General features: G+C 56.1%; 17 protein-coding genes and 1 pseudogene. 10 read left to right on the forward strand and 8 right to left on the reverse strand.

What is annotated here, in order from left to right; all coding sequences use genetic code 11:
• The first annotated feature begins 51 nt into the window (after positions 1–51).
• Together NBT82_RS18740 and NBT82_RS18745 are read left to right on the forward strand one after the other, a co-directional pair.
• On the forward strand, positions 52–873 hold the full coding sequence (locus NBT82_RS18740) for a CPBP family intramembrane glutamic endopeptidase (protein ID WP_251331390.1): 822 nt from the start codon (positions 52–54) through the stop codon (positions 871–873).
• A gap of 108 nt (positions 874–981) precedes the next feature.
• Positions 982–2,667, forward strand: coding sequence for an NAD-binding protein (locus tag NBT82_RS18745; protein ID WP_251331391.1), 1,686 nt, complete (start codon positions 982–984; stop codon positions 2,665–2,667).
• Between the two features lie 329 nt (positions 2,668–2,996).
• Here the strand turns inward: NBT82_RS18745 and NBT82_RS18750 are convergent, their stop codons facing one another.
• Entirely contained in the window at positions 2,997–3,728 is a 732-nt protein-coding gene (locus NBT82_RS18750; protein WP_251331392.1) for a hypothetical protein, read from the reverse strand.
• Between the two features lie 489 nt (positions 3,729–4,217).
• On the opposite strand from NBT82_RS18750, the gene NBT82_RS18755 reads away from it, so the two are divergent.
• Positions 4,218–4,769 carry a DNA integrity scanning protein DisA nucleotide-binding domain protein gene (locus NBT82_RS18755; protein WP_251331393.1) on the forward strand — a complete coding sequence of 184 codons (552 nt, stop codon included), beginning with the start codon at positions 4,218–4,220 and terminating at the stop codon, positions 4,767–4,769.
• A gap of 11 nt (positions 4,770–4,780) precedes the next feature.
• Here the strand turns inward: NBT82_RS18755 and NBT82_RS18760 are convergent, their stop codons facing one another.
• The 4 genes from NBT82_RS18760 to NBT82_RS18775 form a co-directional block, all read right to left on the reverse strand.
• Positions 4,781–6,013 carry a cation:proton antiporter gene (locus tag NBT82_RS18760; protein ID WP_251331394.1) on the reverse strand — a complete coding sequence of 411 codons (1,233 nt, stop codon included), beginning with the start codon at positions 6,011–6,013 and terminating at the stop codon, positions 4,781–4,783.
• 32 nt (positions 6,014–6,045) lie between these two features.
• The gene (locus tag NBT82_RS18765; protein WP_251331478.1) at positions 6,046–6,546 is read right to left on the reverse strand and encodes a cation:proton antiporter regulatory subunit; all 501 of its coding nucleotides are present in this window, start codon (positions 6,544–6,546) and stop codon (positions 6,046–6,048) included.
• Positions 6,547–7,537: 991 nt separating this feature from the next.
• Positions 7,538–8,875, reverse strand: a complete 1,338-nt coding sequence (gene trkA, locus NBT82_RS18770; RefSeq protein WP_251331479.1) for a Trk system potassium transporter TrkA — start codon at positions 8,873–8,875, stop codon at positions 7,538–7,540.
• Between the two features lie 445 nt (positions 8,876–9,320).
• Positions 9,321–9,701, reverse strand: a complete 381-nt coding sequence (locus NBT82_RS18775) for a hypothetical protein (RefSeq protein ID WP_251331395.1) — start codon at positions 9,699–9,701, stop codon at positions 9,321–9,323.
• A 164-nt stretch (positions 9,702–9,865) separates the two neighbouring features.
• Between NBT82_RS18775 and NBT82_RS18780 the strand changes: the two genes are divergently transcribed.
• The 4 genes and pseudogenes from NBT82_RS18780 to NBT82_RS18790 all read left to right on the forward strand — a co-directional run bounded on the left by NBT82_RS18780 (position 9,866) and on the right by NBT82_RS18790 (position 13,672).
• A complete protein-coding gene (locus tag NBT82_RS18780; RefSeq protein ID WP_251331396.1) occupies positions 9,866–10,297 on the forward strand; it encodes a universal stress protein in 432 nt (143 codons plus the stop codon).
• Complete coding sequence (locus tag NBT82_RS18785) at positions 10,294–12,531, forward strand: amino acid permease (protein WP_251331397.1); 2,238 nt, start codon at positions 10,294–10,296, stop codon at positions 12,529–12,531. The genes NBT82_RS18780 and NBT82_RS18785 overlap by 4 nt, the downstream gene beginning before the upstream one ends.
• Positions 12,532–12,639: 108 nt before the next feature.
• A pseudogene (locus tag NBT82_RS20370) lies at positions 12,640–12,766 on the forward strand (DUF955 domain-containing protein); the annotation flags it as partial.
• Between the two features lie 90 nt (positions 12,767–12,856).
• On the forward strand, positions 12,857–13,672 hold the full coding sequence (locus NBT82_RS18790) for a hypothetical protein (RefSeq protein WP_251331398.1): 816 nt from the start codon (positions 12,857–12,859) through the stop codon (positions 13,670–13,672).
• A gap of 11 nt (positions 13,673–13,683) precedes the next feature.
• On the opposite strand, the gene NBT82_RS18795 is transcribed toward NBT82_RS18790, so the two are convergent.
• A complete protein-coding gene (locus tag NBT82_RS18795; protein WP_251331399.1) occupies positions 13,684–14,487 on the reverse strand; it encodes a DUF6036 family nucleotidyltransferase in 804 nt (267 codons plus the stop codon).
• A gap of 138 nt (positions 14,488–14,625) precedes the next feature.
• Between NBT82_RS18795 and NBT82_RS18800 the strand changes: the two genes are divergently transcribed.
• Positions 14,626–15,855, forward strand: coding sequence for an RNA-guided endonuclease InsQ/TnpB family protein (locus NBT82_RS18800; protein WP_251331400.1), 1,230 nt, complete (start codon positions 14,626–14,628; stop codon positions 15,853–15,855).
• A gap of 12 nt (positions 15,856–15,867) precedes the next feature.
• Here the strand turns inward: NBT82_RS18800 and NBT82_RS18805 are convergent, their stop codons facing one another.
• Positions 15,868–16,794, reverse strand: coding sequence for a helix-turn-helix transcriptional regulator (locus NBT82_RS18805; protein WP_251331401.1), 927 nt, complete (start codon positions 16,792–16,794; stop codon positions 15,868–15,870).
• A gap of 138 nt (positions 16,795–16,932) precedes the next feature.
• Between NBT82_RS18805 and NBT82_RS18810 the strand changes: the two genes are divergently transcribed.
• Complete coding sequence (locus NBT82_RS18810) at positions 16,933–17,256, forward strand: DUF6788 family protein (RefSeq protein ID WP_251331402.1); 324 nt, start codon at positions 16,933–16,935, stop codon at positions 17,254–17,256.
• A gap of 630 nt (positions 17,257–17,886) precedes the next feature.
• The gene (gene orc4 / locus NBT82_RS18815) at positions 17,887–19,119 is read left to right on the forward strand and encodes a DNA replication protein Orc4 (protein WP_049908454.1); all 1,233 of its coding nucleotides are present in this window, start codon (positions 17,887–17,889) and stop codon (positions 19,117–19,119) included.
• Between the two features lie 139 nt (positions 19,120–19,258).
• Here orc4 and NBT82_RS18820 read toward each other — a convergent pair whose 3' ends face one another.
• Positions 19,259–21,427, reverse strand: coding sequence for a type B DNA-directed DNA polymerase (locus tag NBT82_RS18820; RefSeq protein WP_251331403.1), 2,169 nt, complete (start codon positions 21,425–21,427; stop codon positions 19,259–19,261).
• Between the last annotated feature and the right edge of the window lie 26 nt (positions 21,428–21,453).

Consider the following 21,453-nt stretch of genomic DNA (forward strand, 5'->3'; position numbering starts at 1 on the left):
AACGAGCAAGAGCAGCGGTTACGCGCATTTCTTCGCGTGTACGTGTTCGTGATGGCCTACGCCATCGTCTTCATCTCACTTCCACTCCTCGTCTCACCATCAGGAAATGAATTTTTCCGCTCAGCTCTTCTCCGGCTCCTCTTGCTTTTTTTCACGGTCGGACTTATCATTGGGGCAGCGGTCTATCTGGATAAACGACCTGTTCGGGGGTATGGCCTCGAAATATCCCGAGGATGGATGTTCGATCTTCTCGCAGGTGTTGTTATTGGAGGAATGATTCCCGCAGTAGCAGTGTCCCTCGGGGTCGTTGGTGGCTGGATTGCGGTCGTCGAACCACGATTTTCGCTGACAGCCAGCTACCTCCGGAAAATATGGCTAAGTGTCGTCACTATCATAGGTATCGCGGTGGTCGAAGAACTCGTCTTTAGGGGATACGTACTCACAAACGCTATTGAGGGATTGGATCTGCGGTGGATGTCTGAGACGATGACGATTGCCGTTGCGTGGAGTATATCAGCAGTGCTGTTTGCAATCACACATCCAGCTCCCACTCTCGTTGATGGACTTCACTTCCTGAGTGCGGGACTCTTGCTCGGGCTAGCATATCTCGCTTCGGGACAACTTGGCCTCCCGATCGGCATCCATGCCGGGTTTAATTTCGTCTCAGGTCACGTGTTTCCGATAGCATCCGATCCATCGGTTACAGTCATTTCACTCTCCGTGAGTGGGCCTACATGGCTTACCGGCCAGTCCGGTCTCATCCAGACGGGACTCCTGATCCCAGCCGCCCTTGGGATGCTGGGGTTTCTCTGGTGGCGGACTGATAGGCTTGGTATTAGTCCGGATATCAGATCCAAACTCAAGAACAAGTGACCCGCCTCGGGGTCAAGCCCCGAGGCACTCGGCCTGTTCCGCCTGTAGACTCCAACGATATCAGGAATTCTTTTTGAGCCATGCCCGATAAGTTGGAGTCACTATACCATGGTTGACCTTCCTGAGTCGCTATCCAATATAGAGCTTTCTCGGAGAAACCGTCTCGTCGTCTACTACCTCACTGGGTTGGTCGGCCTGGTCATGATCTATACGATCACTTACAACGTCGCTCTAGCACAATTGGAAGGAGTCAACCAATCTATTTTCGCCTCTTTTGAATTCATCGTCCAGACGATGACCACGACGGGATACGGCCAAGATTCGGACGTATGGAGTCATCCATTGATGTTCTTGTTCGTCGCTGGAACGCAGATATCCGGTATCGCACTCGGCTTCTTCACGCTCCGGCTCATCATCATCCCGTTATTCACTGGGGCCGAGGTCAACCTCGATAACCGACTCACTCCTAAATCCGACCATGTCATCATCTGTGAGTACCGCCGTGATTCCGCTGTCCTCCTTGATGAACTCAAAGAACTTGGTATCGACTACGTCCTGATTTCGTCGTCCGAGGAGAACGCCAAAGCACTTTCTGATGAGGGATATTCTGCCATTCATGGCTCTCCACAGGATGCAACGGCATTCGAACGAGCCAGTATCGAGACAGCACGAGCAATCATAACAGATGCGGGAGATGCGAATGTCAACACCATCCTGACGGCGCGTTCACTCGATTCGGATATCGACATCATCACGCTTACTGACGATAGCGATATGCGAGATATCTTGTTAGAAACGGGCGCAGATACCGTGTTGTCTCCCCATGGGGTACTCGGGCACCGGCTTGCCGAGAAGGCGATTTCGTCGTTCAGGGCGGATCTAACAGATACAATTGATATTGGGGGCGAGTTAGAGGTCACAGAAGTTCCGATTCAACAGGGTAACCGACTGATCGGAACACGGATCCGCGACTCGAAGATCAGAGAGGAAACGGGCGCGAACATCATCGGGGCGTGGATCGACGGGGAACTACAGCTGCCCCCTGATCCGGACGCGATCATCCGCTCGAATACAGTACTGCTCCTCACAGGCGCACACGAGGCGTTGGAAGCGTTCAGTGACTTTACTCAGCCCGCTCGCACGCTTCGCAAACACGAGCGCATCATCATTGCCGGACAGGGTGAGGTCGGGCAAGCTGCACGGGAGGTCGTATCTGAGGAAGGACTTGATGTCGTGACTATCGATATCGAAGATGACGGAGGCGTGGATATTGTGGGCGACGCTGGATCGGAGGATATTTTAGAAGAAGCGGGGGTGGAGACTGCTGGTGCTATTATTATCGGTCTGCCGGATGATTCTGCATCACTACTGACAACCGTGTTAGCGCGGTCACTGAATCGTGATATCGAGATCCTCGCTCGAGTGAGTGACACCGATGCGACTCGAAAGGCACTGAGTGCCGGAGCGGACTATGTACTGTCGGTACCACGGGTGAGCGCTCGGATGGTCGCCAGGGAACTCCGCGGCGAGGACGTTCTTGCACCAGCGAGTCAAATTCGGCTACTCCGTGCCCCCGCCACGCCGTTGGCAGGATCCACACTCGCCGAGTCGGGTATCTACGAAAAAACAGGCTGTCGCGTCATCGCGATCGAAGATGACTCCGGGCTCACCAGCACGGTCGACCCACAACGTGAATTTACGGGCAGTGAGCGCATCGTCCTCGTTGGCTCTGACGAGGCGGTCCAACAGTTCAGAAAACAGTTCGACGTCTCACCGATAGAGTCTGAAAACTGATTGCTTGGAGTTCATGTTGATTCTATTGTCCTGCTTTGAATAATCATGTCGAATCAGTGATTGCTCCACGCGGCTGACTCAGCACTCTCATTCAAATACCTGATCAGCCAGTGTTTTGTTACACTGTTTTCAGAGAAGCCGTTTAATGTCAGTGTGAACTAGATGTTTGTGAGACAGCTGCTACGGTATTTCAAAGACTCCGCCTATCCTGTTGGATACATACGGATTGCTGTCTCTGTATCTTGCACATCACTTTATCGAGAACTATGGAGGTTGACGCCCATTCCGGCCACTGCTGACTCTACATCGGTTGATCCAGTATGAAGCGTTCACTTACTCGTTCTGATTGTAAGCAGCGGCTTCTCTGTCTTGTTAGCAATCTCTGACTGAACCGTCCCAAAGATACGTTCTCGCAATGCTGGCTTGGTTTCGCTCAGTACCACGAAGTCAAAATCAGAAGTCCGTGATAGAATAACAGCAGTCTGCTCGCCATTCGTCGATTGCTCCCATTCGATCCGATCACGACTGATCCCTAACTCGCTAAGCCGATCGACAAGTCCACGAAGCATATACTCTGTTGCGTCGTGCAAGTGTTCGTTCGTACTCTCAACGGCATGAAAGAGGTAGAGTTCAACATCGCTCTCAGCGAACAGTATCCCTAGGGTAGTGACGATTCGATCAAGATCAGCATTCGGTTTTATCAGAACTATCCCGCGTGCGGCTCCCGACGGTGGTGACTCTGTTCCCGGAATCAGTACTGACTGACACTCATACTTGTTCGTGGCTCGATCGATTAACTGATTCCGGTCTTTCGTAAACACCAATTCGGTCTGTAGCTCAACCCCTTGATCGGTAAATCGGTCTGCGAGGGTCTGCAGTCGCTGTTGGGCTTCCTCTTCGAACTGATCGCGGGCTTGATCGGGGGCTGATTGATCCGGAATCGGCCAGTAGCCAAGGATGACGGCCTTCGTTAATGGCACCGTCTCAATAAGTGTCCCTCCAAGTGAATGTGACTCCGACACATCAACCGGAATCAGTACGCGATTGAGCGATGCCGTCATGATACCCAGGACTACAACCTCTGATAATAAATAAGATATCCGTGCTAAAGTGCCTTCCCTGGTGAAGAGAGAGTGAAAAATGTCTCGGCCTCCACGACGATTGACTCCTCTCAAACGGATACCTAGCCCGTATCGATAACCACAGTTCGCTGACCGCCGACGCGCTTCGTTCATTCGGCCCGACTGACAAGGTTTCGACCAACCTCCTTGCTGAATCCCTGGACGCTCGGTCGCTGTGGGGGCCAAGGGCGGTCTGAACGATCGCGTGCTCCACGACCTAGCGATCAGCTGGTGGTCGCCCATCCTGGCGAACACGAATGCAAGCCACCAATAATACCCATCACGACTCATGACGGATTTTACCAGGGTTCGGTTCGGCCATAATAGAGGGCGTAAAGACGCGAAAATACCGGACAAAAATGGTCCGCTGAGAATTCGTGATCGACCGGTCTTATTACATTAAACAACGAACACTGGGCACGAACTCTAATGACAGATCCGGATCCATTACGAGTCGAATACACGACAGTCAGAGAGCTGATTGATTTCCTCACGTATGCGGTCGAGAGCATCAGCCTAAGCTTCGACCGGTGGGAGGAAGAGCATGTCCGCGGTCCGGGATTGTATTTCGTTATCGTGACTGGAGTCCACTCCGGATCATATGCTGATTCATTAGGCGAGAATAAGTGGCCGACCGAAACCTGTCAGATCGTGTCGGAGGATATCGATAAGTTCGTCAAGGCAGCACGCACCGTTGGCTTCACACGCGATGGTGCGGTTATCATCAGCACGGACGGAACCATCCAAGAGCAAATGGTCCGAATCAAAAGTCAGAGTGACTTAGAGGGGAACACGACACTTGAGTACGCTGACTGGATGGGAACAAAGCATCTGAGCGCTATTGAGGTCTCGGTTCGTTCGGAGGTACTCGCAGCGATTACACTCAGCGAAGAGGATGGACGAGTATCGGTTTTCCAAGATGGTAGTTGTGAGGACTACAAACGCGACGAATTAGGAGGTGTGTGGCGTCCATCGGAGTGAGATATCGGCATTCAGTCAGTTTTCGCAGAAGAATCAGAGAAGAACCCCGAAAGTCGTGAGACGACAGCTGCCTCGATAGGTGTCGAATATTGCATCAGCATCGTCCCGACGATACTCATAACCAGGACGTAGCCGACGGCAAATGCATAGATCGTCTGTGCGACCGGCTCAGTTAGTGTGGTCCCCGCACCGGATAGGGCTAGCGTGGCGATAATGAGTGAAAACTCGCCTCGGGTGGTCATCCCGAGTCCGACTCGTGTCGATTGACGGATATTCAGATTGTATATCCGACCGCCGAAATATCCACTTATCAGCTTTGTTGGTACCGTTAGCACGACAGCAATAAGGATGAGCGTGAGAACGCCCGCGAACACCAGGGGATCGGTCACGAGGCCGATCCAAACGAAGAAGATGGCGGCAAAGAGGTCGCGAATCGGCTCGAGGAGCCGTTCCAGTTGTTCGACGTGTTCAGTCGAGGAGAATGCCATCCCGATGAAGAAGGCAGCGACTGCCTCACTCACGCCAAGCGCGAGTGCCGCCCCGGCAGTGAGAACAGTGATTCCCACGGCTCGGAGGACGATAAATTCGTGCGAGTCAGCATCCAGTACACGCTCGAAGAACGGCGTACCGAACCAGACGACTATCAATAAAAGGAGGATAACGCCCAGGGCAAGCCCAATCGACTGCACAGCTGCGCCGATATCACCGCCCCCCAGCAGCAGTGCTGAGGCGACCACGAGGTACACTGCGATAACGAGGTCCTCATAGACGAGCGTTCCCAACATCGGTTCAGCCTCGTCGTTAGCGATCCATCCAAGATCGATCAGGGACTTCGTGATGATGGCTGATGAGGAGATATAGACGATTCCCGCTACTAGAAATGCCGGTAAGATTGCCCGAAAGAGGACGAACCCAAGTATTAGTCCACCCCCAAAGTTGACGACGAGGTCAACCGTGCCGGCCTTACCGATGCGACTCCGGTTGGCGAGTAGGCGGTTGAGATTGAATTCAAGCCCGAGAAAGAACAGCAAGAACACGATACCGAGTTCGGCCCCTAGTTCGACAAATTCGGTCGCTTCGAGCGCATAAGGAGTGAGTCGCCCAACAACGTACGGACCGAGCAGGATGCCAGCACCAATATAAAAGGGGATAACCGACTGACGAAGGTAATTGGCGATACCACCGACAAGTGCAACCGCGGCAAATAACACTCCGAGTTCGAAGAGCGCCACCTCACTGACCACACCACATCACCTCCAGTTTGTTCGCCATAGAGTCACTCGGAATTAGCGGCGTCGTTAGAGACGAGCGCATCGAACTCTTGCAAATCTTCCTGAGAGCCGATGACCACGAGTGTGTCACCGACCTCGATAACCGTATCCGCTTGTGGTGATGGCACCACGGATCCAGCTCGTTCGATGGCGGCAACCGACACTCCCGTTCGCTCACGGACACGCGCGTCCGCTAGTGTTTGGCCGGCGATCTCCGCCCCGTCGTCGACGTTGTACCACTCCAAGAACGTCCCCTCTGCGAGCATCGTCTCGACCTGTTCGGATTGCACCGGCTGGAAATACGCACCTTCTAGAATAGTCCCGACAGTTCGAGCCAGACGGTCAGGGAGTTCGAACAATTTCTCGGAGTCAGCACCCTCTGAGGCCTTGAGAAATACCTCCCGCTTGCCGGTATTGTGCGTGACGATGACGAGTCGCTGTTCGTCGTCGATTTCGATCTCGAATTTCTTCCCGACGCCGGGAAGGTCACTCTCGTAGACAGTCATACCAGACTTGTGTTTAGGAAGCCTAATAAAAACGGCCGAGTATCCAGAGAGAATCAGCCTAATCGCTCCGGCCATGCCACTGGACGGAACCTTGACAGTCTCAGTTCAGCTCCGTCGAATGAGTTACGACTCTCGGGGCCATCACATTACGCATGTCAAACAAGGATTCAGAAGAACAGTCATCAGATGGCGAGTCACTGTCACCAGATGACGTTTACGAGGTGATGGAGCCGTTCGAACCGTACACATTAGACGATTTAATCCAGCGACTTGACGTCACGAAGGGACGTCTTTGGTCTCTATTGCGAACCCTCCATCAGGGCGGCAAAATCAGAAGGAAAGAATCGGAACCCAACCAGCGAATATGGGTTCGAGAACCACCCACTCAGCAATGTGCGAACTGTGATTACGAGTTCCAAATCAAACTATCTCATCCTATCCTCGGAGCTGTACAGTTCTGTCCCCGTTGTGGCACGCACCTCCGATGAGGCCGTGCCCTCACCAGCAGTTAAACAGATACTGGATCAATAAGCAAGACAATCATCACGGCAATCTCTCCGACGGCACTAGAAACGGGAGAAGCTGTAGTGGGTAATTATTGTGTTTTATCCACTCGACTTCCACAGTTAGGACAATATCTGACAGAAGACAATATCGGATGGAGAAATTTCACCTCGAATTCGTAGTCACACTGTGGACAAGTATTATCGGGCGGTTCACGCATCCAAATTCGGAGATTGGGTTCTGGTTCCTTCTTTTGAACCTTTCCCGCCACCGCGAGGCTGCGAAGGATCGACCACATATTCCCGAGAGATGTACCAACACGATCTGCCAGCTCCCGGGTAGTATAGGGTACGAACGGGTCCATTTCCTCATAGACCGTCTCTTCTGATATCTGTCCAGAATGCTGGTTGTCTTTTGGGGGTTCAGCCGACATTTGCTGAAAATATGCTCCGAGCTATTGTTAAACCCCTATTATTAAGGGAACATGTCAAATATAACTCATAACGTCTGATGCAATATCAGTACTAACGAACAGGACGATGTGATCACCGGCCTTGATCACGGTGTCACCCCGAGGTACAATGAACTCACGGTCACGGGTAACTGCCCCTATGACGACTGCAGAGGGAAGGTCAGTAATGCTCTCTTCGATCGGGCGGTTCGTGAGAATACTATCCTCGTCGATTTCGAGTTCAATAATCTCTGCTTGACGATTCTCAATGAGGGAAAGATTCTCGATCTGTCTCTCTTGAGTGAAGCGGATAATCTCCTCGGCAGTTACTTCGCGTGGGTTGACTGCAACGTCAATCCCCACCGCCTCAAATAATGATGCGTATTCCCCGTCTTCAACGATTGCTATTGTCCTCTGTACGCCAATATTATTGGCTACCAAAGAAACGAGGAGATTCTTCTCGTCACTGTCTGTTGCTGCAATAAGAGTCCCTACCTGGTCAATATTTTCGCGTAGAAGAAACTCTGAATCCGTTGCGTCGTGGTTCAGGATCAAGGTTTGTTGTAGTGTCTCGGCCAGTTCTCGGGCTCGGTCACCATCTTGCTCAATCAGACGGGACTCGATATCTTGTTCTTCGAGTCGTCTGGCTGTATTATACCCGATATCACTACCTCCAACGATGACAATATCGTCGCTCTCATCTGGAATATTCGGAGGTGCAACTGTTCTCGAAAACGCCTGTATGCTTGTTGGCTCACCGATGATGATGATCCTATCTCCAAGTTCAATAGAGGTCTCTCCATCCGGAATAATAACGTCACCATCTCGGGCGAGCGCAGCAAACGTCAGCGACTCGAATCGGTCCGCATCTGCAACAGTTTGGCCGACAAGCTCGTTTTCTTGTGTGAGTTCAAACTCAGCCATCTGGACAAGGCCACCGGCAAATGTCGCAACATCAACTGCGGCCGGCAGGCCAATGACACGGGCGATATTGTCCGCTGTCAGGAGATTCGTCGAGACCATAAAGTCGACACCGAAAGCACCCTCGGACTGCTTCCACGTTTGAAAAAAGGACTTGTTACGGACTCTAGCGATTGTAAAGGCGTCACTCACAGTTTTCGCTGTTCCACACGTGACTAAGTTCGTTTCATCATCGTCTGTACTTGCGATAAGCATATCTGCATCTTCTAGACCGGCTTGCTGTAGTATATCCAGAGAACTCCCATCTCCCTCGATCGCCAGCACATCTATTGAATAGGTGAGTTGTTCAACCATCTCAGGGTCGGTGTCAACAACCACGACATCATGGTTGTCAGAAAGGCTCGTGGCGATATTCGATCCGACCTCACCAGCACCGACTATTAGAATCTTCATTGGATCTTGAGAATCGTTCATTTGTGACTAATAGACAAGCCCGACTAATGGACGTTCTGCTTGTTCTGATGCGAGTTCCTATCCTGTACATGAAGCACAGAGATTTGACGCATTCTGTATCGACCACAACATCTCTAAACTCAGTGCAATCAGATCTTGGTCGCCACGCTCAAGTTATCGGTCGAAGTGAGAGCATCGGCGCCCAGATCAATAGTTTCCGTACGTTCTCTACTCTGGCTGAATTTTAGAAGGTGTTCCCGATCTGGATAGGAACTCGGGATCGGATCCGTGTTTGTCATATGCACTCCGGATGTGACTTCGATGGGAGTGGAACACGTTAAATCAACGTCCTCCCTGTGGTTACGTCTGATCTGCAACTATCATCAGTGAGTGGCAGTACAACAAACCAACCCACAAATGGCAGACGAACATCAGGGCGAGTAGGTCACATAGCTGCCAAGAAGAATTGAATAGCCGGTGGGAGGGTGACCCGGAGCAGCGCTCCGCCAAATCCGAGACTGATGAAACCAAACAGGGTAGCGAGCTGCGATTTGTCATCCTCTATCCCGACCAACATATGGTACAAGACGAACGATCCAGAACTCTGTACAATAAATAGCCCCACCACTGCCCCACCGGTTACAAAAAATGGGTCTGCTTTAAGCGAAAATATGGGGTACGATAACGCAGGCCATCCAAGCAAAATTGCAGATATGCCGATAACGACGTAAAAAAAGAACAAGCCCGATACTACAAGAGCAGCGCGTATCCCAACAGCAAAAACGAGTTTGAGAGACGCCTCCAGAAGGGTTGTTATCCTGGCCATCCGTGACTGAGGGGGATCCAGCTTATCGGACACAACTCTCTCATATCGGCCTACGTGAAGGGTACTTATCAAGATACTGTAGAAACTGAAAGCCCAGAATTCTTCCCATACGCTCGGTGGGACTGGATACACACTCTTAACAGATAGTGGATGAACTTATCAGTATGAACAGTGAGACCGACGACGAAGACATCCTTGCTCATGTACTTCTTCCCGTCGCTCACGAAGCCGACGCGTTGGCGACGGCGACCGCGCTTGAACCCTACGGACCAACCCACGTGACCGCCCTTCACGTCGTAGAGAAGGGCGACGGCGTGCCGGACAAAACGCCGGTCGAGCAGTCTGAGGACCTTGCCGCAGAATCGTACGCTGCCGTTCAATCAGTATTCCCCGATGCCGACGAACACACCGCCTATGGACGGGACGTGGCTGCTGAGATTTTCAACGCCGCTGACGAGGTCGACGCCAGCGCCATCGCCTACCGTTCTCGTGGTGGGAATCGACTTATGCAGTTTCTCTCCGGCGACATTTCGGTGAAACTGGTGACCAAGGCGGACCGCCCCGTCATCGCCCTCCCCCGTGAGGACGAATCATGAGCGAAGAAGAACTCGCCAAGGACCTGGGGCCGCTCGCGGCTCTGACCATCGGCGTTGGGACGATGATTGGTGCGGGTATCTTCGTTCTGCCGGGTGAGGCCATCCTCAAGGCCGGGTCGCTAGCGTCTGTGGCATTCGTTCTGGGTGGTGTCATCGCTATGTTCACGGCGCTGTCAGCTAGCGAACTCGGGACCGCGATGCCTCGCTCGGGGGGAGCCTACTACTACGTCAATCACGCGCTGGGACCGATGTTCGGGTCGATCGCTGGCTGGGCCAACTGGCTCGGGCTGGCCTTCGCTAGTGCGTTCTATATGGTCGGCTTCGGCCGGTACATCGCCCGCATCTTCGGTCTCTCCGGTAGCGTCGGTGTCGGCCCGGTATCAATCACCGTCGTGAAGATAATCGCGCTCGTCGGGGGTGCCTTTTTTGTCCTCATCAACTACGTCGGTGCGAAGGAGACGGGGCGGCTCCAGAACATCATCGTCGTTCTGCTGATTGGTATCCTCACTGTGTTCACAGTATTAGGAACACTGCGGGCCGAACCGTCGAATCTCCCCGCCGCGACAGACGTGGTCACCACTTTAGAGACGACGGGCCTCATCTTCGTCTCCTATCTCGGCTTCGTCCAGATCACGAGCGTCGCCGAGGAAATCAAAGACCCAGGAAAGAATCTCCCACGGGCAGTCATCGGCAGCGTCGTCATCGTGACGGTCATCTACGCGCTTGTCTTGGTGATCATGAGTGCGGCCGTTCCCCCAGGATTCATTGCGGATATCATCAGCTCAAATGCCGAGAACCCTATTGCCGTCGTCGAAGTTGGGGACTACATTCAAGGGGCTGCAATGGGCGGTGCTCTGCTATTCGGTGGCCTTCTTGCGACGGCATCCAGTGCGAATGCCTCCATCCTTGCTTCCTCGCGGATCAACTTCGCAATGGGCCGTGACCGCATCGTCACGCCGGCACTCAACGAAATCCACGAAAAGTTCGGTACCCCGTACCGAGCTATCGGCATTACCGGCGCACTTATCCTCCTGTTCATCGTCATCGGCGACCTGACGCTATTGTCCGGAGCCGCATCGGGTTTGCACCTCATCATCTACGGCCTGCTGAATTTGGCGCTCATCGTGATGCGCTACGTCGGTCCCGAGGAGTACACGCCGGATTTCGTCGTTCCGTTGTATCCGCTATTGCCGATCTTAGGCGTCGTGCTTTCCTTTGCGCTACTGGTCTTCGTCGCCAGTGACGCACTGATCCTGTCGTTCGGCATCGCAGTAGCGGCGATACTGTGGTATTTCTTCTATGCTCGAACTCGAACGGAAAAACAGGGAATCCTCTCGAAGCACATCATTTCACGCTCGCGAGAAATGCCGGACGCGGCCGTTAATGCCGCAACGAGTGTCCAACCAGACGGCGGGCAGTTCCGCGTGATGGTGCCATTGGCCAACCCCGCTCACGAGCAGGAACTTATCACGCTCGCCAGTGCTATCGCCAAACAGCGAGGTGGCACCGTTGTCGCCACCCATATCGTGACGGTCCCTGACCAGACGGCACTGGCAGCTGCCGCCGACCGCTCCGATGATATCGACGAAAGTTCACAGCACCTGCTTGACAACGCCCGCGAGGACGCCGAGACCTTCGGGGTCGATGTCGAGACACACACCATCCTGTCACACAAATCCTACGAGGCCATCTTTGATGCTGCCCGAACCCACACCGCAGACCTCGTGGTTATGGGTTGGGGGCCTGACTCGCATGGCTCGCCCGGGCGAGCGGAGTCGGCAATCGACGAACTCACCGAGGCAGTCCCCTGTGACTTCCTGATTCTCCGCGATCGTGGGTTCGATCCCTCGCGCATTCTTCTCCCGACAGCCGGAGGCCCGGACTCCGAGCTATCGGCCACCATCGCGAAATACCTCCAATCAGAGTTCGACGCCAAAGTGACCTTGCTCAACGTCGCGGAGGACCGCGAAGCAGGCCAGCAGTTCCTCGAAGAGTGGGCAGTGGACAACGGTTTGGAGGATGCCGAACTGCTGGTCAAATCCGGAGACATAGAGACGGCTATCCAGAACGCCGCGGACGATGCGACGCTTCTGCTCCTCGGTGCGACGGAAGAAGGGCTCCTCCGTCGACTCGTCTCCGGATCGCTCGTGTTGAACGTTATCGACAATGTGGAGTGTTCGGTTCTGCTCGCAGAGAAACACCGCGATCGTGGTCTACTCCAACGGCTGTTCTGAGACAGGAATTCCGGTCTCAAACCTATTGGCTCAATGGGCCCCCAAAACGGGATCACACCGAAATTCCCCTCTTTTTGATACGACAGGTAGTATCTAACTTATCCGCCGGCGTTCTACCTCGTTGCGTGGGAGTCGAAGGGCCGTGATCGTTCGCGTGCGCACCGGACGGATTAGTCGAACCGCAGAAGAACTCATCGACGTTCTCAAGGGCGAGTCCTCGTCCTCACTCAGTTAACCAACACGGTGATGGATCCCTTCCGCTCTGTTGGTTAAGTTTTTCAGCGCCCGCGGAGGGGCGGAGGCGCGTTCTGACCTCCGTCGAATAATGACTGAACCCTATCTCACGACGGTTCTTTGGGAAGCCGAGCACGTTGCCGAGCAGCACGACCAGGTCGCTCGAACGACAGACAATCAAGCCCACGAGTACCTCCGATACGCCGTCCTCCGAGTGCTTGAAGGCGAGTCGGACCACCTCCCAGCAGACTGGACGCCGATCGACGGCGTGACCGTCGGCTACGGGAGCGACGACGCGATGTACGACAGCTGGGGCTCCAGCGAAGACTGGTGGGAGACCGTCCCGCCGCAGGAGGCGTGTACCCGCTTCCGGGTGTTCTTCCCGGACGACCACCAGACGGTTCCCCGTGACATCGTCGACGTGATGGCTGCGCTGGGTGCCTGGCGCGTCTGGACCGGGAGCGCAGCCGCGTGCGGCTCCTATGACCATCGCGAGCGCCGCGAGGTCCACTACCTGTGGCCGGAAGGCCATCCGGTGGAGGAACTGCTCCACGAGCGGCTCAGGGGGCCTGCGGAAGCCATCGCGCCCGACGGTGGCCGAACGGGCGATGTTCGCGACCGACTGGTCGTCGACGAGAACGCACAGTCGGAGGACGATCTTGAGCCCCGCACGAAGCGTGCCGTCGCCGAAGCGATGGACGTCTCACTCCTCTCGAAGGGTGGCCGCTACGAGGTACAGTCTGCGTCCGGGAACCGGTACGAAGTCGACGTCATCGACGAATCGTGTACCTGTCCCGACTGGCAGCAACGTTCACCCGAAGGCGGCTGCAAGCACCTGCGCCGCGTCGATCACGAGATCAAACGGGGCCGCGTGCCCCGACCAGACGGCCGCCTTCCCTCCCCGTAGTCGTGGCCAGACTACTCCACGGGACGGACTGTGTCGCCATCCCGACGGACCCGGTCGAACGTTGAGAGATACGCGATCCGGTCGTGAACCTCCTCGTCATCCAGCTCCAGTTTGGCGGCCAGTTCGTCGACGGTCATCGGGTCATCGAGTGCCTGGAGGACTTCGAGCCCCCGGTAGTACCTGTTCATGAGTTCCTGAACGCGGTCCTCAATCGGTGTGGTCACCCCGTACCGCTCCTCGAGTTCGACCAGGGCCTCGTTCGCGAACGTGGCGAACTGATCGTCCCCCAGGCGTTCGATCTGGGCTTCGAGTTCATCCCGGACGACGTCGTAATCGAGGCCGGCCTGCACGAGCATATTCATGTCCTCGATGTCGTCGTCGCGGCCTGCGATCGCCTTGAACAGGAAGATATCCTCGTTGCTGACCAGCCGGACCGTCAGTCGATCCGTGTCGAGGAACGGCTCGCTGCGCTCTTGCATCCCGTCGGTGAGCACGAGCTTGTTCGCGACCTGCTGGTTGAAGATGTCGAGGCGACACCCATCGTCGTTCTCGACGCAGCTCGTCGCCCCCAGCGCCCGGTAATCTGGATCCAGCGATTGAACCTCCGCATACCCGAGGTCCATCAGGACGGCCCACAGCTGGCCGTACGCGTCGCCATCCGGGACGACCAGGTCGATATCTTTCGTCGCCCCCTTGAGGTCGCGCAGCGACATCGCGCCACCACCGATCAGGTAGACCGTGAGCGGGGCTGAGAGGCCATCCGCGATTCGCTGGAATTCGTTCTCGATGTACTCGCGTCCGAATGTTGGTCTCATAGTAAATCAATAGAGGTGCCCGAAACTACGGGTACGGGAGAAAACCAGCACTCGTGAGTCGTCTCACGGTCCATGGCAGGGTTGACTCTCTACTATATCTTATTAATACTTTTAATCACAGGTTGTGTTGTGATGTATATGGAGGTCCACCGCACTGTTCCGGTCAAACTCGATGTGACCGAAGAGCAGGCGGACCTGCTTCACGAGACCATCGACGAGTTTCGGTGGGCCGCCAACTATGTCGTAGATGCCGCGTGGGACGGTGAATGGGCCGAAACCCGAAAGTCCGTCCTGCACGACCTGACCTACGACGAACTACGCGAGCAGACACGGCTTCACAGCAACCACGTTCAGTCGGCTCGCGACCGTGCCGTTGACGCACTTGAAAGTGTGCTCGCGAAGTGGTCGAAAGGTGAGTACGCTTCATTGCCCACGTTCACCTCGCCCTTCGTGGAATATAACCAGCGAAACGCCACATTCCACGACGACCACGCCTCGTTATCTACCGTCGATGGACGCGTTATTGTCGAGTACGTCATTCCCGAGGTAACCGGTGAAACGCCCTTCTCCGAATATCTGCGGAGCAACAAGTGGGAGACTACTGGTGCGACACTCCATTATCGCCGTGGCGATTTCTACCTCCACGTCCGAACAAAGGCGGATGTGGACGACCCCGTTCCAGCCGAGAACGGAACGGTTCTCGGTGTGGACCTCGGGGTCGAGAACATCGCCGTTACTTCGACTGGCGTGTTCTGGTCTGCCGACGAACTCAACCACTGGCGACAGGAGTACGTTCAGCGCCGCAAATCGCTCCAAGAGTGTGGGTCGCGGTGGGCTCATGAGAACGTCCAAGCGGTCGGACGCAAGGAGACGGGACGCTTCAAGCAGTATCTTCACCGTGTCGCGAACGAACTCGTAGACGAGGCAGCTGAAAATGGCTGCACGGTGATCGCCTTCGAGAACTTGACGGATATCCGCGATCGGATGCCAGATGCCCGTAAGTTCCACGAGTGGGCGTTCCGTCGCCTGTACGACTACGTCTCGTACAAGGCCGAGGTACGCGGGATCCAGGTTGAGCAAGTGAACCCGAAGAACACGTCGAGACGGTGTTCATCTTGTGGGTTCACACACGAGGACAACCGCCCCGCACAGGACGCGTTCTGCTGTCAGTCCTGCGAGTACGAGAACCACGCGGACTACAACGCAGCCAAAAACATCGGCTATCGACTCCTTCGCAACCAAACTGGCGGCGAAGGAGGTGCACCCGTAGGCGTGCGCTTGAACACCGGGATGCTGAACGCGAACGGGGTCAAGCCCCTGCCGGATTCGGCTAGAGCGGGAGTCCACGGTGAACACCACGGTCCTTAGGCCGTAGTGAGCTTACTGTGGTAGTGGCACCTCGTAGTCAGCCGCCAGCTCCTGGAACTCGTCCCACTCCGGGAGTTGCTCGTCATCGACCTCGCCGTGCGTCTCGAGGTAGCGGAGCAAGGCGTCGATTTCGTCTTCGAGGCCATACTTCGCCGCCTGCTCTCGGAGGTCCGCCTCGTCAACGTCGACGCGGCTGAGTAGGAGGAGACAGTACGAGCGGTGACGGCTGCCGTCGTCGATCAGTAGCGTGTGACAGCAAAGTTCCGCCGGCGAGACGGCATCGAGTTCTTCAGAATAGAAGTAGTAGCGGTGGCCGGTGAGCAGGAACTGGAGGTCGAAGGCGGCGAATCGAGCGAGGCCGGTTTCGTGGAACGCCTCTGCCTCGATCTCCGTCTCAGCCTGGGCGAGGAATTCGTCGTAGTCCTCCCAGAGAATCGTGCCCTTCGGGGCGACGGATTCGAGGCGTTGACGATGTAGATGGTGTGCGAGTTCACGGGCGAACTCGTGGAGGCGGTCGAAGTCGGCGTTGAAGTCATAGCGGCCGTCGGCTGTTCCGACGAGACCCCGGTCGCGAAACCGCTTGAGGACCCGGTTGACCGTGTTGCGGTAGTTGTCGCTCCGGTCCGCAATCTCGGAGACCGTTCGCGGCTGGTCGAGGTAGTACAGCACCTCGAGTGTCTTCCCGGTCAGCAGCTCGGGGAAGTCGATGTGGGAGTGCTGGCGGACGAGGTCCTGGTAGAGCTCGACGGCACGAGCGTCTGACGGGATGACTCGTTTTCGGCGGCCGTCGCGTTCCGTGTAGACGAGTCCCTTCTCGACGAGGTCAGCGACGGCACGAGAGAGGTAACTCTCGCTGTGGTCGAGCTTCGTCGCGAGTTCGGAGATCGTGTCGCCACGGTCGACCGTGGCTAGGACCTCGAGTTCGATGCGCCGGAGCACGGTGTAACATAGTACGAAACTTGTATATAAAGAAGTTTCGAGTAGTGTTACAGTCAGCAGGCACGAGAGCCGTCTCCATCGTCTTAACCAACAAAACTATGGATCCGTAGGACGTGTTGGTTAACACGAGAGTAGCTGATGTCCTACGAACCCCCGACCCCACCGGCGAACCTAACGACAGAGATCGTCAAGACGCTCAACGAGTCGGATCCGGAGCAACTCCGAGACGTTGCTAGGTACGCTGAAGCGCTCGCCGAGCACAAGGAACGAGAGGCCCGTCTCGAGGAGTCGGCAGATCAAGAAGAGGTCGAAGAACGACCAGACGATCTTCCGGACGACGTCCCGGCCAAAGCAACGATCACGATCAAGGAAATCAACGACAATCGCTACTACTACTGGCAGTGGCGGGAGGGAGAGAAGATTCGTTCTCAGTACAAGGGTCCGGTCAACCCGGACGAGTAAAACTCGATGATGGAGGACACCCACCCCACGTTTCCGTCGTAACTGGATGTTGGTGGAGGGGGTGACGCTGATTTCGAAGAGACCACACCCCCCGCGTTTCCGTCGTTTCTCCACGACGGCGTAGGGAGAGGCTACGAAAGTGCTATACAGCCACTAATTCTGTTGACCTAGAACCAATCTAGAGATGAACTAACTTCTGCAACACATAGATTAAAGTGGTATAGCTGAGAAACGCTCATTAAGTGTACTTCGACCAAAGAGGGGGCGAAGTACTTCGCCCCCTCAGCTGAAACAATCCTTTCCAGCTGATTCTGTAGACGGCCAGTATTGGACGGCTAGGCCGCTCTCGTCTTTGGTATCTCGTCGTGGACGTCTTCTTCGAGTCCCCTCCCCACCTATTCGGTGATTACGACGGAAACGTGGGGTGTGTGGGTTCGGGATTCGACATCGAGGCGATGCTTCCGTCTACGGGTTTCCTCTCTCACGTCGGAAACGCGGCTATATTGTCAGCAATCCAATTCCACCGAATGACGGCATTTTCCGGCTGATATCGGACAAGGAACGTCGGAAACGTGGGGTGGCGTTCTCCACTAGATTTATACTCCCCCCGCTCACACCGTGTGATATTCAATGACGCCCGACTCTTCACCCAGTTCTGTCGACGATCCACTCTTTGAATCCGGGCATCGCATCTTCGCGAACAAGGATCTCCTGAAAATCGGCCACGTCCCGGAGGCTGACCGGATCGTCGGTCGCGACGAGGAAATCTCGAAGCTCGCGAAACGTCTCAACGGTGCTGTCCACGGGTACTCCCCGGAAAACGTGATGATCTACGGGAAAACGGGGACCGGCAAATCTCTCGTTTCAAAACACGTCTGTCAGCGAGCTCAAAATGCCGCTCAGGATGGCGTCGAGATTGGAACAGCGTATATCGACTGTGCTGAAGACAATACCGAAACCCAAGCAATCTCCTCACTGGCCGCGAAGCTGAACGATGAATCTTCGACTGGAATCTCCGTCCCACATACCGGCCTCAGTACGTCGAAATACTACAAACTCCTCTGGAAGACGCTCGACGCTCAATTCGATTCTGTGATCATCATCCTCGACGAGATCGATCTGATGAACGACGACAGCGTGTTGATGAAGCTCTCGCGCGCTGAGGAGGCGGGGAAAATCGACTGTAGCGTCGGTGTCATCGCCATCAGCAACAAGATCCAGTACGTCGACAACGTGAACGAGCGCGTGAAAAGCAGCTTCCAGCACAAGGAGCTGTTCTTCAAGCCATACGACGCCAACCAGCTCCGGGAGATCATGTTCAATCGTGAGGACGCCTTCCAGGACGGCGTCCTTTCCGAGGACGTGATTCCGCTCTCGGCGGCCTTCGCAGCGCAGGAACACGGCGACGCTCGGAAGGCGATCGACATTCTTCGTCACGCCGGGGAGGTCGCCTACGAGGCCGGAGCAGAGCAGGTGACGGAAGAACACGTTCGCCAGGCACAGCAGCACGCCGAAAAGGACCGGTTCAGAGAACTCGTGAACGGCGCACCCACGCAGGCGAAGGCGGCGTTGCTGGCGCTCACGGAACTGAGTGTCAACAGCAATGACGATGCGTTCCTCACCAGCCGGGTGTACGACCAGTACGAACGCATCTGCAACCATCTCGATATGGATATCCTCTCCGTCCGCCGGTTCCGCGACATCCTGAAAGAGCAAGCCTTCCTCGGGGTTGTCGAAATCGAGAAGATCAACAAGGGAAGTGCGGGTGGCATCCACCTCCAGAACCGACTCATCGAAGACCCCCAGGTCGTCCGCGAAACGATCCTCGAGGACAGCCGGATGCAGGACTGGACTCGCGAGTAGTGACCCCCTACTACTGAGTGGGTGCGGACGACGGAAATCCGGGGTGGGGCGTGAGGAAACGACGGAAACGAGGGGGGTCGAAAATTACGTCGGAAACGTGGGGTTGGTTCGAAACGACGGAAACCAGGGGTGGGGTCCACTACGACAGTTCGTTGGTGGCTCCGAACGAGCTCAAAACGGCGTCCCTCTCACCGGAGAGCTCTCGACGAATGTCGGAGCGGTCCCACCCGAGCGGTGAAAGGACGCTCTCGACCGCTCTGACCAGCTGCGTCTCGTAGTACGAGGCGTCGTAGGTCTCGATCTCCTCGTGGGCGAGGGCGACACGGTCTCGCGAGGATTTCTCGTCGTCGACGACCACGTACTCGATATCCTGGCCCGGGTGGACTGCCAATTCCTGTTCGCGGGCTCGCTTCAAGGCGGCCACGTTCTGGGTATTCTGTGAGTAGCCTTCCAGGGGCTTGGAGACACGATTCCGCTCGACGAGCCGCTCCACTGTTACGTTGCCTGCCTGCAGTTCGTCGATTGCTCGTTCGAGCCGTCCGAGTACCGCGTCCGGTGACCGCGTGGCATCGAGCTGGTCGAGACAGTCCCGCTGGACGTCCTCGATGAACGGCGGGGTCGAGCGCTGCCGGGCTTCGATGCCTCTGACCTTGAAGTCGTCGTCGCCGGCGACCTTTCCGAAGTACTTCGTCAGCGCGCCGGCGTCGCTCTCGCGCTGCGGGACGAACGCCACCCAGTCGTACTGAGCTTCGTGTTCGAGCCGAATCTCGACACGTTCCGTGATCTCCGTCGCGAGCGTCTGGAGGTCTTCGAGGTCATCGTCGTCGACGTCAGGGTCCGGCGTCACCCAGATGGAGTCGACGATGCCGTGGACGACCCGCCAGCCGCCAGCTTCCAGCCGCTGTTTCGCCGTCAGTAGGATGTCGCGAGCGAACGCGTTGATTCCTTCGTGGCACTCGATGCGGCCGAACTTCGCGTTGCTGAACCCCTGATAGCCGAAGCAGGCGACGAGGATCCACTTCAGCGCTCCCGACCGTCCCTCGAGCTCCGCCAGGCGGTCCTCGTCGGGGTCGTCTCGATCCTTTTCGCGACGGATGGCCGCCTTGATCTCGTCGCGTGCGTCGATGATCGGCTGCAGCACGTCGACAAGGTAGCCCTGGTCGTCGCAGATCGAGTACCCGAGGCCGGGGACGTCGTCCCGGTCGCTGTGACAGCTACACCGGATGACGTCCGGCGAGACGTTCCGGGTACAGATGATGTTCGGATACAACGAGGAGAAGTCGAGTTCGTGGACGTTCTCGTGGAGGCCGACCTCGGGTGCGAAGATAAAGCCGCCGCGGTCGGCATCGTGGAGCGTCCCCATCGGCTTGTAGAACTCGTGGCGCCAGGAGTTCCATGGGACGAGGACACCGCGGTCGTGGGCCTCGCAGATCTGGACCGCCGTGAGCACGTTCCCGATCGATGCCCACGCAAGCTCCTGGACGGGCTTGTTCGAGCGCGACACGAGGTCGAGGACGCCGTCGAGGTTCGTCTCCCCGTAGAAGAACGTGTTCGACTCGTCGATAATCGCCCGGCCAGGCACGTTGTACCGCGCCGGCGAGTGGCCGACGCGGCCGTAGCTTGAGTACGTTGACCGGCTTGCGAGCTGCTGGTAGTCGACGTCCGGCCACCGACTCAGCGAGAAGTCGTTGACGCCGGCAGCCGTCGCCATCTCGTACAGCGTCGGGATGATCTCGCTCGTCGAGCAGACGAGGATGTCTGGGTCGTGTGTCTCGATCGCCGCTTGAACGGTGGTGAGGATGTCTCCTGCTGACCCGGTTACAGTCTCGCCCGCAATTGTGAGCTCGCTGTACGTGTCTTGGCCTGTCTCGGTCACTGGAATACCGAGCCGGAGCGTCGACAGTTCCGCCGCCGGCGTTGGATCGCGATTCGTCTCCAGACAGTAGCGAAACTCCCGTGAGAAATCGACGTTGAAGCAGGCGAGATCTCCAACGGGGTACGCTGACAGTTGGTGTGCCTGTCGCGCAAGCGGTGTGACGCGGTCGACATGGTTGACGTCGACAGCCAGAGCGCGCTCGTCGTCACGCCTGAAGCCGGAGCGCCGCGACACGGATTCGGTCGCGACGACGTCAGGATGCCGTTCGTATAGTGACTGAAGTTGTGTAAGATCGATGTCGGTGTCAGGGTCACGTGCTGCGACGAAGAAACGGGGAGTGTAGTCGTCGCGTTCGGTCATGGTGGCGCCATCGTCGGTCGCTTCCCATTCAAGGACGCGACCATCGCCAAGGAAATCGATTGTGAACGCCATTTGCGTAAGTCACCCACCTACCATTC

It is taken from the genome of Haloplanus sp. HW8-1, assembly GCF_023703795.1.
GTDB lineage: Archaea > Halobacteriota > Halobacteria > Halobacteriales > Haloferacaceae > Haloplanus > Haloplanus pelagicus.

Bases quoted from the DNA above. Each gene is read 5' to 3' on its own strand.
- NBT82_RS18740 (WP_251331390.1), top strand. From the start codon at position 52: ATGGCCTACGCCATCGTCTTCATCTCACTTCCACTCCTCGTCTCACCA.
- NBT82_RS18745 (WP_251331391.1), top strand. From the start codon at position 982: ATGGTTGACCTTCCTGAGTCGCTATCCAATATAGAGCTTTCTCGGAGA.
- NBT82_RS18750 (WP_251331392.1), bottom strand. From the start codon at position 3,728: ATGACGGCATCGCTCAATCGCGTACTGATTCCGGTTGATGTGTCGGAG.
- NBT82_RS18755 (WP_251331393.1), top strand. From the start codon at position 4,218: ATGACAGATCCGGATCCATTACGAGTCGAATACACGACAGTCAGAGAG.
- NBT82_RS18765 (WP_251331478.1), bottom strand. From the start codon at position 6,546: ATGACTGTCTACGAGAGTGACCTTCCCGGCGTCGGGAAGAAATTCGAG.
- trkA (WP_251331479.1), bottom strand. From the start codon at position 8,875: ATGAAGATTCTAATAGTCGGTGCTGGTGAGGTCGGATCGAATATCGCC.
- NBT82_RS18775 (WP_251331395.1), bottom strand. From the start codon at position 9,701: ATGGCCAGGATAACAACCCTTCTGGAGGCGTCTCTCAAACTCGTTTTT.
- NBT82_RS18780 (WP_251331396.1), top strand. From the start codon at position 9,866: ATGAACAGTGAGACCGACGACGAAGACATCCTTGCTCATGTACTTCTT.
- NBT82_RS18785 (WP_251331397.1), top strand. From the start codon at position 10,294: ATGAGCGAAGAAGAACTCGCCAAGGACCTGGGGCCGCTCGCGGCTCTG.
- NBT82_RS18790 (WP_251331398.1), top strand. From the start codon at position 12,857: ATGACTGAACCCTATCTCACGACGGTTCTTTGGGAAGCCGAGCACGTT.
- NBT82_RS18795 (WP_251331399.1), bottom strand. From the start codon at position 14,487: ATGAGACCAACATTCGGACGCGAGTACATCGAGAACGAATTCCAGCGA.
- NBT82_RS18800 (WP_251331400.1), top strand. From the start codon at position 14,626: ATGGAGGTCCACCGCACTGTTCCGGTCAAACTCGATGTGACCGAAGAG.
- NBT82_RS18810 (WP_251331402.1), top strand. From the start codon at position 16,933: ATGTCCTACGAACCCCCGACCCCACCGGCGAACCTAACGACAGAGATC.
- orc4 (WP_049908454.1), top strand. From the start codon at position 17,887: ATGACGCCCGACTCTTCACCCAGTTCTGTCGACGATCCACTCTTTGAA.
- NBT82_RS18820 (WP_251331403.1), bottom strand. From the start codon at position 21,427: ATGGCGTTCACAATCGATTTCCTTGGCGATGGTCGCGTCCTTGAATGG.